Genomic DNA, 12390 nt, shown 5'->3' on the forward strand with positions numbered 1-12390 from the left:
TCATTGGCGGATTGCCCTTTCAAGAAGGGAAGCCGCTTGGTATCGAAATGAACGAGCTCGCCCGGGTAAGATTTGTTATAGCGTTTCGCTTCACGTTTGAGACGTTCCTGGATGGTTTGCTCGACCTTGGCCAGACGTTTAAGACCGTACTGCAACGTCTTGAACCGTTGGTTGGTACTGTTACGCGGAGTAAATTCCTGTAGCCTGGCTCGTTTCAGTACGTCATAAATCGTTGGGCGGCTGACGTGGAAGTGTTCTGCCAGCTGAACTACCTTCCACAACCGGGTTTGATAAAGCCGCCAGATTTCCTGACGATCCAATAATGTTAAACGAGTGCGTTTGTGTATGTTCATCTACAGTATTCTCCTGAATACTGTAAACAACGCTAGGAATTCTTACAGGTCATGTGTTCGAATATTTTCTCGGCGAATTCGCACTGGCGGAAGGCAAGCAAGGCGGCCAGCTCTACACCCCGCGCAGCATCGTCGAACTGCTGGTAAACATGCTGGAACCGTACCAAGGCCGGGTATTCGATCCGTGCTGCGGCTCCGGCGGCATGTTCGTGCAATCGGAAAAATTTGTCGAAGAACACCAAGGCCGCATCAGCGACATTTCCATTTACGGACAGGAAAGCAACCAAACCACCTGGCGGCTAGCGAAAATGAACCTCGCCATCCGCGGCATCGACAGCTCGCAAGTCAAATGGAACAACGAAGGCTCGTTCCTGAACGACGCACACCAAGACCTCAAAGCCGATTTCATCATCGCTAATCCGCCGTTCAACGTCAGCGACTGGAGCGGCGAACAACTGCGCGGCGACGCGCGCTGGCAATACGGCGCGCTCACCTCCAAAACCTCCGGCGAAGGCGACATCCGCAAACGCCTGATTACCGACGGCAACCTGATCGACTGCATCGTCAACCTGCCCGCCAAATTGTTTTTGAATACACAAATTCCGGCGGCACTGTGGTTTATGAACCGGAATCGCGCGGGCATGGATATTGGGGGGCATATGGGGACAACCGGAGGGGCAAATGATGTACGGGCAAATAATCATTTGCTCCCACGCCATCCCCGCCCCCACGAAATCCTGTTCATCGACGCGCGCAACCTCGGCCATTTGATCAACCGCCGCACGCGCGAATTATCGCATGACGATATCCAGAAAATCGCCGATACCTACCACGCCTGGCGCACAGCCGATCCATCCCCGTCCGTAGGGGCACGTTGCACGCGCCCTGATGATGCGGTGGATGCAACGGGGGCGGATGCAATCCTCCCCTACGGGGATGTGCGGGGTTTTTGCGCGTCGGTGCCGATTTCCCGCGTCGCCGAACTCGATTACGTGCTGACACCGGGACGCTACGCCGGCTTACCGGACGAAGAAGACGATTTTAATTTCCCCGAACGGTTTGCCGCATTGAAAGCGGAATTTGAGGCGCAGTTGCAGGAAGAAGAAGCGCTGAATCGGGCGATTGTGGAGAGTTTGGCGAGGGTGAAGGTGTGAGCAGTTATGCTCTCTCAGAAATCGCGGAAATTGTTGATTGCGAGCACAAAACTGCTCCTACGGTTGAGGACAGTCAATATCGTTCTATAAGAACAACTGATATTGCAAATGGAAAAATTCATATTGATAAAGCTAATCGAGTTTCAGAAAACACATATCTTGAATGGAGCAAGAGAGCTATCCCAGAACCAGGTGACATTATTTTGGCAAGGGAAGCTCCGGTTGGTGAGGTTGGTTGGATAGCAGAAGGATATAAAGTTTGTTTAGGTCAGCGAACCGTTTTGCTAAAGGTCACTCACAGTGGAGTCTCCAAAAAATTTCTTCTATATTACTTGGCAAATCCAGATACTCGGTATAACTTGCAGGCTCGCTCGACAGGCAGTGTCGTTGCACATTTGAATGTAAAGGACATTAGAAGTTTTACAGTATCCATACCGCCACTCCCAGAACAAAAAGCCATCGCCTACATCCTCAGCAGTCTTGACGACAAAATCGACCTGTTGCACCGCCAAAACAAAACCCTCGAAGCCCTGGCTGAAACGCTGTTCAGGCAGTGGTTTGTGGAGGAAGCACAGGAGGATTGGGAAGAGGTTGCTCTTGAGGATATTACCAACAGAATTACCGATGGAGCACATGCAAGTCCCCCAACTGTAGCGGCCGGTGTTCCAATGGCTTCTGTTAAGGATATGTACCAATGGGGTATAAATACTTCAAGTTGCCGTCAGATTTCTCAAGATGACTTTGATGAATTGGTAAGGACGGATTGCCGTCCGTTGAAGAATGACATTTTGATTGCCAAGGATGGCAGTTACTTAAAACATGTCTTTGTGGTCGAGAATGATATGGATGTTGTCATTTTGTCTTCAATAGCTATCTTAAGGCCGAATGGAAAATATCATCCATTGCTACTGGCGATTTTTCTTAAGTTGGAATCTACCAAAGAAGGTTTGGAGAATATTGTTACGGGTGCAGTTATACCTCGCATTGTTCTAAAAGATTTCCGTAAATATAAATTACCGCTTCCGCCCAAACAACTTCAGGATCAAGCATTGGCTTGTATTCAACCGATTTATGAGAAATGTTGGGAGAATGGCCGCAAAATCCGCACCCTCGAAACCCTCCGCGATACCCTGCTCCCTAAATTAATGAGCGGCGAGGTGCGGGTGGTCGTATGATTGAAACATCAAAAAAAACACATACACGACACCATCGGATCCGTAGGGGCGCATTGCATGCGCCCCCAAATGCGCCTCGAATGAACAACCGGGGCGCGTGCAACTAGGGCGCGTGCAACGCGCCCCTACGGTGGGAATGTTGTTCATGGGTTTGAATTGCCGACTAACAAATGGCTTAATGCAAAATTTCCTCCGGACACCATGACCTTCAACCCGAACCTCCATCGCCGCCGTTCGATTCGTTTGCAAGGGTATGATTATTCCCAGGCTGGGGCCTATTTCATTACCATTTGCACGCATGACCGGATGCCGTTGTTCGGGGAAATCGTTGATGGGGTTATGACGCTGAATGCAGCGGGAAACATCGTAAGTGAAGAATGGCAAAAAACAGGACAGATCCGCCACCAAATCGCATTGCACGAATTTGTCATCATGCCCAATCACATCCACGGCATCATCCAACTCGTAGGGGCGGATTGCACGCACCCGGATTGCATCGGCCCCAATTGCACGCGCCCCGATGAAATGCGTGCGGATTCGGATGAACAACCGGCGCGTATACAACCAGGGCGCGTGCAACGCGCCCCTACGGTGCCGTCGCCGACATCGATCATTCAACCCGCCCCGACGGTAGGGGATGTGGTGCGGGGGTTTAAATCGTCGGTGACGAAACGGGTGAATGCATTGCCAGGTGTATCCGGCCAACGTATCTGGCAACGCAATTACTACGAGCACATTATCCGCAACGAGAATGCTTACCTGAAAATCGCGGAATATATTCAAACCAATCCGCAACGCTGGGAAATGGATACTTATTATGTCTAGGGGCCAATGATTATTGGCCCCTACTTGTCTTCATGCACGACAAAGCGCATCATTCGATGACTTATTGGAAGGCGAATTATGAGAACCACCATCGTATTGGATGACGAATTACTGCAAAAAGCGCAAGCCTTGACGGACGTTCAGGAAAAATCAGCTTTGGTTAAAGAGGCTTTGAAAGCCCTGATCGAACGCGAGAGCGCCAAAAGACTGGCCAATTTGGGCGGTACCGAGCCGCAATTGGAAACCATCCCTCGCCGGCAAACCAGCAAATAACGACCGGAATGATTCTGGTCGACACCTCGGTCTGGATTAACCATCTGCGCAATAACGATCCGCATTTAGTTCGCTTGCTGACCGGGAACAGCGTATTAGGCCATCCCTTTGTTCGTGGCGAACTGGCGCTGGGCAACTTGCGTCAGCGTGAAACCATTCTAGCTGCGCTGGATAACCTGCCCCAGGCCCCCGTTGCTTTTACCGATGAAGTGAATGTGTTCATCGAAAAACATGCTTTATATGGCTTGGGCATCGGATTGATCGACGCGCATTTGCTGGCTTCCACACGGTTATCCGGCAATGCTCGGTTGTGGACACAGGATAAGCGGCTTCTGGCGGCCGCGTTACGGCTTAATTTGGCGGCATCGGTTCACCATGTCTAAACTCAACGAATCCGCCATCGAAGCATTAGCAATTCAACTATTCGAGCAGCTTGGCTACAGCCATGTCTACGCGCCCGATATCGCACCCGACGGCGATCGTCCCGAACGCACTCGCTACGATCAAGTATTGTTGCCCGGCCGGTTGCAAAAAGTGCTGCAACGTATCAATCCCAGCATGGGAAGCGCGGTCTTGCAGGCTGCCTTGAAAGAGGTCGAGCGCATTCATTCCCCCGAATTACTCGCAAACAATGAAACATTCCATCGCTTATTGACCGAAGGCGTCAAAGTCAGCACCCAGCAAGATGGCAACGAGCGCGGCGATATCGTCTGGTTGATCGATTTCGATAACCCCGGCCAGAACGAATTTGTCGTGGCCAATCAGTTCACCGTGATTGAAAACAATCAAAATAAGCGCCCGGATTTGGTACTGTTCATCAATGGCATGCCGCTGGCGGTGATCGAACTTAAGAATGCCGCCGATGAAAATGCCACGCTGCAATCCGCGTACCAGCAAATCTGCACATACAAGCACGCTATTCCCGGTTTGTTTACTACAACGCGTTGCTGATCATTTCCGATGGATTGGAAGCCAAGACTGGTTCGCTGTCGGCGGATTTCAGCCGTTTTATGACGTGGAAAATTCCCGATAATGTAGGGGCGCATTGCATGCGTCCGGATGATTTTCATGATACCCACGAAGGCGCATGCAATACGCCCCCACGGATTGAATTGGAAATTTTGATCAATGGGATGTTGAACAAAAAAACACTGCTCGATCTGGTGCGGCATTTCGTGGTATTTGAGAAATCCAAGAAAGAAGATCCGCGCAGCGGTGTAATCAGTATCCATACGGTGAAAAAGATTGCCGCCTATCACCAGTATTACGCCGTCAACGCCGCGGTGGCGTCGACTCTGCGCGCGGCGGACATCAGTCTTAATTCCCAAATCATGCAGAATCCGGCCAATTATGGTTTGCCGGATGTGGCGCAACAACCGAAAGGCGACAAAAAAGCCGGGGTTGTGTGGCACACGCAAGGCAGCGGGAAATCATTGTCGATGGTTTTTTACACCGGCAAGATCGTGCTGGCGCTGCATAATCCGACGATTGTCGTCATTACCGATCGCAACGATCTGGACGATCAACTGTTCGATACTTTTGCCGCGTGCAAGCAATTACTGCGGCAGGAACCGAAGCAAGTCGAAAACCGCCAGCAATTAAAGGAATTGCTGCGCGTGGCTTCTGGCGGCGTGATCTTTACCACCATCCAGAAATTCCAGCCGGACGAAGGCAATGTGTACGAAGAACTCTCCAACCGGCGCAACATCGTGGTGATCGCTGATGAAGCGCATCGCACGCAATACGGTTTTTCCGCCAAAACGGTGGATGACAAGAATGCCGGCGGTGAGGTAATTGGCAAGAAGGTGGTGTATGGTTTCGCCAAGTATCTGCGCGATGCATTGCCGAATGCCACTTATTTGGGTTTTACCGGTACGCCGATTGAAAAAACCGACGTCAACACCCCCGCTGTGTTTGGCCATTATGTGGATATCTACGATATTGCGCAGGCGGTGGAAGACGGCGCCACGGTTCGCATTTATTACGAAAGCCGCCTGGCAAAAGTCACGTTGAGCGAGGAAGGCCGGAAACTGATCAAGGAGTTGGATGATGAATTGGATCAGGATGAACTGACCGATACCCAGAAAGCCAAAGCCAAGTGGACGCAGATGGAAGCGCTGATCGGCAGCGAACGCCGCATTCAAAACATCGCGCAGGATATCGTCAGTCATTTTGAAGCACGCCAGGAAGTGTTTGCTGGTAAGGGCATGATTGTGTGCATGTCGCGCCGCATTGCGGCGGAGCTTTACGGCCAGATCATCCAGTTGCGGCCAGCCTGGCATGCTGATGACTTGAACAAAGGCGTGATCAAAGTAGTGATGACGGCGGCGTCTTCCGATGGCCCGGTCATGGCGAAACATCACACCACAAAACAGCAACGGAAGTTATTGGCCGAACGCATGAAGGATGACAACGACGAATTGAAACTGGTGATCGTGCGCGATATGTGGCTGACCGGATTCGATGCGCCGGGCATGCACACGCTGTATATCGACAAACCCATGAAAGGTCACAACCTGATGCAGGCCATCGCACGGGTGAACCGTGTGCATGGTGACAAGCCCGGCGGGCTGGTGGTGGATTACCTCGGTATCGCATCGGATTTGAAGGAAGCCCTGTCGTTCTATTCCGATTCCGGCGGCAAAGGCGATCCCGTCTTGATGCAGGAACAGGCGGCGCAGCTCATGCTGGAGAAACTCGAAGTGGTATCCGCGCTGTATCACGGTTTTGCATATGAAAATTATTTTGCAGCGGATACTGCCCAAAAGCTGGCGCTCATTCTGGCGGCCGAAGATCACATTCTCGGTCTGGATGACGGCAAGAAACGCTATATCAACGAAGTCACCGCATTGTCGCAGGCGTTTGCCATTGCTATCCCGTATGAGCAAGCGTTGAGCGTCAAAGATGAAGTGGCTTTTTTCCAAGCGGTGAAAGCGCGTCTGGCGAAATTCGATGGCGGCGGCGGCAAAACCGATGAAGCCATCGAAACCACGATCCGGCAGGTCATCGACCGGGCGCTGGTGTCGGAACAGGTTATCGATATCTTTGACGCCGCCGGTATCAAGAAGCCGGACATTTCGATTCTGTCCGATGATTTCCTTGCGGAACTCAGAGACTATCAACACAAAAATGTCGCGTTGGAAGTACTGAAAAAGCTACTCAACGACGAACTGAAATTGCGTGCCCGGGTTAATCTGACGCAAAGCTGGTCGCTGATGGAAATGCTGGAAAATGCCATCAAGAAATATCACAACAAGGTATTGACGGCAGCCGAAGTCATTGAAGAACTGATCAAGATCAGCAAGGAAATCGTGGCTTCTGATAAAGAAATCAAGAAACTTGATTTAACCGAATTTGAGTACGCTTTCTACACCGCCGTCGCCAGCAACGACAGCGCCCGTGAGCTGATGCAAAATGATCAGTTACGCGAACTGGCCATCGTACTGACTCAACGGGTGCGCCAAAATGCCTCGATCGACTGGACCATCAAGGCAAGCGTGAAAGCCAAGCTGAAAGTGATCGTGAAACGCACGCTACGCCAATTCGGTTACCCGCCGGACATGCAATTACTGGCAACGGAAAGGGTGTTGAAGCAAGCCGAAATGATTGCCAATGAGCTGGCAACAGCCTGAGCATGCAGGAAGACATGCAGACCGGTATAATGGAAAGCGGTTATAGTGCTATACTCGAGAGCCTGTTGTAAGGGTGGAAGAAATATCCGCCGCGCCAGTGGCATCAAACGCTGAATTAAATAAACGGGGCTTTTTCTTTTATTCCGCTTATTACAATCTTCTAACGTTAAATATAATGCTGACATCCGTTGTAACCACCTCCATCAATCATGTATTACGCAATGAGCGGTGGGCATGCAGGCGATTGCAAACCTATACCGGCAAAACAGTCGGTATCCGGGTGCCGCCCTTGGTTAACTTCAGTGTGCTCATTGACGCGGCAGGAGAAATGCAACAAGCCAGCAATGCTATGTGCGCAGACACGACGCTTACTCTTTCACCGTTGATTGTGTCCAAGCTGCTAACACGGGAAGCCAGCGCATTCGATGCGATCGCCATCACCGGTGATCAGTCGCTAGCGGATGAATTGATCGCTATTGGCAAGCAAATCGATCTTCGTGTCATTCTTGAGCAGGATCTGAGCAAAACGATCAGTGATATTCCCGCCCATCGTGTTGCCCAAGCAAGCGAGCATCTCATACGGTGGCCGGTTGACAATGTTGACCGCTTGTCGCAGGCGCTTACTGAATATTGGACCGAGGAAAGCGTTTTTCTGACAAAACCTGCGGTTATCGAACACTTTGCACAAGAAGTGCAAAACTTGCGATTCGATGCCGAGCAATTGGAACAACGATTAAATCGGCTTACCCGGTAAAAAACATCTGAACAGTGAAGAATCAAATGCGCTTATATGCTTTCTCTCGCAGCAAACGGAATACCCATCCGACATGAATAACAAACTTTTGGCGCTGCTTTAACGGCCCCGCCAGGCTTCTCTCACCACCGCTTTCTCATCATACATGCGCCTATTCCGCCTCTTAAAAATTCAATACGTCGCGTTCCAATTCGGATTGGACGAATTTGTCCTGAGCCATAGCCGGTTAAGGTTCCTGCGCGTCATTGTCAAGACATTAACATTCTGGCGGAATCTGGATAAACCACGCGGAGAAAGGTTGCGCCTGGCTTTGGCAACTTTAGGCCCAATTTTTGTGAAATTCGGCCAAATGCTGTCAACCCGGCGCGATATATTGCCACAGGATATCGCCGACCAATTGGCCAAGCTTCAGGATCAAGTGCCGCCTTTTGCTTCTGACCTGGTATTTACCATCTTGGAAAAAGAATACGGGCAAAAGGTTGAAGAAGTTTTTTTCAAATTTGATTCGACACCCATCGCCAGCGCATCGGTTGCGCAAGTTCATCTGGCGGTGTTGCATGACGGTACCGAAGTCGCTGTTAAAATATTGCGCCCCAATCTCGCAGAAGTCATTGCCCATGACATTGCGCTGATGGACACCGGCGCCTGGCTGGCTGAAGCGCTATGGTCCGATGGTAAGCGTCTGAAATTGCGCCAAGTCGTGTCGGAATTCGCCCGGCACCTGGACGACGAACTGGATTTAATGCGCGAAGCGGCCAATTGCAGCCAGTTACGCCGTAATTTTCTCGACTCGCCGTTGCTGCTGGTTCCCGAGGTGTACTGGGATTACTGCCGCAACAGCGTCATGGTGATGGAGCGCGTCAAAGGTATTCCGACCAGCCATGTCGACGAATTAATCGCGCAAGGCACCGATATCCCGCAACTGGCGCGGGTTGGCGTGGAAATATTCTTCACCCAGGTATTCCGCGATGGTTATTTCCATGCCGATATGCACCCGGGAAATATCTTTGTCGGCAAGGATGGCCGCTATATTGCGGTCGATTTCGGCATTATGGGAACGCTCAGCGATGAAGACAAAAATTATCTGGCGCAAAATTTCCTGGCCTTTTTCCGCCGCGATTACGCGCGCGTTGCGCAAGCGCACGTCGAAGCCGGATGGGCGCCTAAAGATACCCGGGTAGACGATTTCGAATCCGCCATCCGGGCTGTCTGCGAACCGATTTTCGACAAACCGCTGAAAGAAATTTCATTCGGACGGGTTCTGCTGCAATTATTCCAGGCATCGCGGCAATTCAATGTCGAAATCCAGCCGCAATTGGTATTGCTGCAAAAAACCCTGCTCAATATCGAAGGCCTGGGACGCGACCTGGATCCCAATCTGGATCTGTGGAAAACAGCAAAACCCTTCTTGGAAAACTGGATGTCGGAACAAATCGGCTTGCGCGGATTTGCCAGCCGGGTACAAAAAGAAGCTCCCAACTGGGCTGTCATCCTGCCGGAATTTCCCCGTCTGGTCCATCAGATGCTGTCCGAGAACCGCAATCACGAACTGGAAAAAAGAATGACCGATCTGGTCATTGAAGAAAAACGCCAGAACCGCCTGCTGGCGCTCATCGCAATTCTATTGGCCGGATTGCTGGCTTGGCAAATATTCCAATAATCTCAAACGCCATTAACCCGAGTCCAACGATATCGTCTCAATTCGTAACCTGCCCCATACTCTGTTACGAAAGCAAAAAATTTATAGCACATCCGGAAATTCCAGACACCGGAGTCTAACCGCAACCTTAAGATACACAGGCTTTTCCCCTGTATCGACCCGCCGCCCTGCTCTCTCCCCGTTCGCCATAATCATTAAACCAATTACATAGTGGAATCTAGCGTTGTAAGTTTATTTTCCGGACACGGGGTTTCCGAACCATTACTGTGTTACAGTCCCTGCTATCGCTATGGCAAATTCTATTGATAAAGCCGAACTGAAAGCACTCTATCAGCATCGTTGGCAACCCAACCTAAAAATTCCTCTGTTTTACGGCATATGGATAGGACTTGGTATCATCGCCTGGCATGCTCCGCATTGGACCATCGTTTGGCTCTGCTATCTGGCGATGGGTTACATGCAGATGGGCATCGTGACTTTTATGCATGATTGCACACACAGCGTGCTGTTTAAGGCCAAATGGAAGAACTGGGCATTCGGTGTTTTTACCATGATACCGCTGGTCATTTCATTCACCGCTTTCAAAGAAGATCACCTTCTTCATCATCGTTTTAACCGTTCCGCCAAAGATCCGGATGCATTCACGATGGGCAAGCGAGGAATTGGTGATCACATTCTCTTCTATGCCTATGCTGTCATTGGCGTAGTGCTGACAGCCGTCCAGTTCGTTATTATTTTTCCCATCCAAAAATTACGGGGCGCAAAAGCACTCGCGCATTGGAGTGAAATAGCGCTGCATGCGGTGGTTACCGTCAGTATTTTTGAATGGGCCAGTAGTCAGGGAATTGCAACTGAAGTTTTTGCACTGTGGTTCTGGCCGCTCATTTTCTTTGGATTTTTCAATAGCGTCCGTTTTGTGGCGGAGCACTATGGAACACCCTGGAATGCGGGTCAGCTTGCCGGTACGCGTACCATTATCAGCAATCCGATGAATTCATGGTTCTGGAACAATATTAATTATCACATCGGACATCACGTATACCCTGCGGTGCCTTGGTACAATCTTCAAAAACTGCATGTATTAATGCTGCCGGAAATTAACCGCCAAAATGCCATTGTCGATAAAAGCTACTGCGCGGTTTTCTTTGATGCCATGATCAATGGGCCGGAAAGTCTCAAGCGGAATATCGTGCGTAACGGAAAACGGAACGCCGCAACAGCAGGCCCTGATGCACCCTCTGCTTCCAATAGCTCATCCGTGAATAATGAATCGGTTTAATTATTCCTAATCCGTGTGATCAGAAAAACCGCCACATGCTTGCTGGTTTGGTGCCTGCTCCATAAATTGAATCAGCACGATCAACCATTGAATTTATACATTCAGTACGTCAATAAACTTTGATAAAGTGTCAGTTTTCTCACCGGGAAACGTAATGGCGCTGCTCGAAATCCGCAATGTAACCAAGCGGTTTGGCAATTTCACTGCCGTCGATAACATCAGTATCGCCATCAAAGCCGGTGAATTCTTTACGCTGCTGGGCCCATCCGGTTGCGGCAAAACGACATTGTTACGCATGATCGCCGGTTTCGACGCGCCCGACGGCGGGCAAATTTTGCTGGATGGAAAAGACCTCGCCGGTCTACCGCCGGAGCAACGTCCGTTTCATACGGTTTTCCAAAGCTACGCATTATTCCCGCATATGACGGTCGCCAGCAATATCGGATTCCCGCTCAAGATGGCAGGTAAAACGCCAGCGGAAATTAAAACCCGGGTTGCCGAGACCTTGGCGGAAGTCGAGCTGACACCATTCGCCGATCGCTACCCGCATGAATTATCCGGCGGGCAAAAACAACGCGTGGCGTTTGCCCGGGGACTCATCAATCAGCCGCGCTTATTATTGCTCGACGAGCCATTAGGTGCGCTGGACGAAAAGCTGCGTGAGAATATGCAACGCGAGCTCATCAAACTGCAAGCCGAAGCCGGTGTCACGTTCATTTACGTCACGCACGCGCAGAACGAAGCCCTGGCGTTGTCGCACCGCATTGCTGTGATGAATCAAGGCAGAATCGAACAGATCGACGAACCATCCCGGATCTACAATTTCCCGGTCAATCGTTTCGTGGCCGATTTCATCGGTAAGATCAATCTGCTGAGCGCCCGGGTGCTGGAAGTTTCCGCTGCGCATTTAAAATTAACCGTCACAGGGCTGGGAGAAGTCACAGTGCCGGTCAGCGGTCATGTCAAAGCGGGCGATGAAGGCGTTTTCGCCGTGCGCCCGGAACAAGTCCGGATCGTTGCACAATCACCGGAAATCCCGATTGAATCGCAATTACTCGGAAAAATAAAAGATTTTTTGTATATCGGCGATGTCACGACGTATATCATCGCCCTTTCCAACAACACGTTAATCGAAGCGTTACTTCCCAATTCCGTGCCGGGTCATGCGAAGCTTTTTGACATTGGCGATCCTGTCGTGGTGAGCTGGCAAGAGCAATCCGCGCAATTTTTGCCCGACTAACCCGACCCCGGGTTTATTCCTTGCAAGCACAAGAACTCTGAGTGA

The 12390-nt window shown here is 50.6% G+C and carries 12 protein-coding genes; 11 read left to right on the forward strand and 1 reads right to left on the reverse strand.

Annotation, left to right across the window (positions count from 1 at the left end; translation table 11 throughout):
• Window positions 1-353 (reverse strand): helix-turn-helix domain-containing protein (locus tag BLU57_RS13090; RefSeq protein WP_176776451.1); only part of this gene is annotated, 353 nt, incomplete at its 3' end.
• A 53-nt stretch (window positions 354-406) separates the two neighbouring features.
• On the opposite strand from BLU57_RS13090, the gene BLU57_RS13095 reads away from it, so the two are divergent.
• From BLU57_RS13095 to BLU57_RS13140, 11 genes are all read left to right on the forward strand, one after another.
• A complete protein-coding gene (locus BLU57_RS13095) occupies window positions 407-1507 on the forward strand; it encodes an N-6 DNA methylase (protein ID WP_256206291.1) in 1101 nt (366 codons plus the stop codon).
• Entirely contained in the window at window positions 1504-2682 is a 1179-nt protein-coding gene (locus BLU57_RS13100) for a restriction endonuclease subunit S (RefSeq protein ID WP_090321738.1), read from the forward strand. The genes BLU57_RS13095 and BLU57_RS13100 overlap by 4 nt, the downstream gene beginning before the upstream one ends.
• Window positions 2683-2883: 201 nt before the next feature.
• Entirely contained in the window at window positions 2884-3507 is a 624-nt protein-coding gene (locus tag BLU57_RS13105; protein ID WP_090321741.1) for a transposase, read from the forward strand.
• Window positions 3508-3585: 78 nt separating this feature from the next.
• A complete protein-coding gene (locus tag BLU57_RS13110) occupies window positions 3586-3780 on the forward strand; it encodes a type II toxin-antitoxin system VapB family antitoxin (RefSeq protein ID WP_090321744.1) in 195 nt (64 codons plus the stop codon).
• Between the two features lie 8 nt (window positions 3781-3788).
• Window positions 3789-4163, forward strand: coding sequence for a type II toxin-antitoxin system VapC family toxin (locus tag BLU57_RS13115; RefSeq protein ID WP_090321747.1), 375 nt, complete (start codon window positions 3789-3791; stop codon window positions 4161-4163).
• Entirely contained in the window at window positions 4156-4731 is a 576-nt protein-coding gene (locus BLU57_RS16695) for a type I restriction endonuclease (protein ID WP_256206292.1), read from the forward strand. The genes BLU57_RS13115 and BLU57_RS16695 overlap by 8 nt, the downstream gene beginning before the upstream one ends.
• On the forward strand, window positions 4725-7412 hold the full coding sequence (locus BLU57_RS13120; RefSeq protein WP_256206293.1) for a type I restriction endonuclease subunit R: 2688 nt from the start codon (window positions 4725-4727) through the stop codon (window positions 7410-7412). Before BLU57_RS16695 ends, BLU57_RS13120 begins: the two co-directional genes overlap by 7 nt.
• 175 nt (window positions 7413-7587) lie before the next feature.
• Complete coding sequence (locus tag BLU57_RS13125; RefSeq protein WP_090321792.1) at window positions 7588-8166, forward strand: ubiquinone biosynthesis accessory factor UbiJ; 579 nt, start codon at window positions 7588-7590, stop codon at window positions 8164-8166.
• Between the two features lie 145 nt (window positions 8167-8311).
• Window positions 8312-9826 (forward strand): ubiquinone biosynthesis regulatory protein kinase UbiB, encoded by a 1515-nt coding sequence (ubiB, locus tag BLU57_RS13130; RefSeq protein WP_090321750.1) that lies wholly within the window; start codon window positions 8312-8314, stop codon window positions 9824-9826.
• Between the two features lie 289 nt (window positions 9827-10115).
• The gene (locus BLU57_RS13135; RefSeq protein WP_090321752.1) at window positions 10116-11105 is read left to right on the forward strand and encodes a fatty acid desaturase family protein; all 990 of its coding nucleotides are present in this window, start codon (window positions 10116-10118) and stop codon (window positions 11103-11105) included.
• A gap of 154 nt (window positions 11106-11259) precedes the next feature.
• Window positions 11260-12345, forward strand: coding sequence for an ABC transporter ATP-binding protein (locus tag BLU57_RS13140; RefSeq protein ID WP_090321755.1), 1086 nt, complete (start codon window positions 11260-11262; stop codon window positions 12343-12345).
• Window positions 12346-12390: the final 45 nt, after the last annotated feature.

Origin of the sequence: Nitrosomonas oligotropha, assembly GCF_900106555.1 — a bacterium.
GTDB classification, from domain to species: domain Bacteria; phylum Pseudomonadota; class Gammaproteobacteria; order Burkholderiales; family Nitrosomonadaceae; genus Nitrosomonas; species Nitrosomonas oligotropha_A.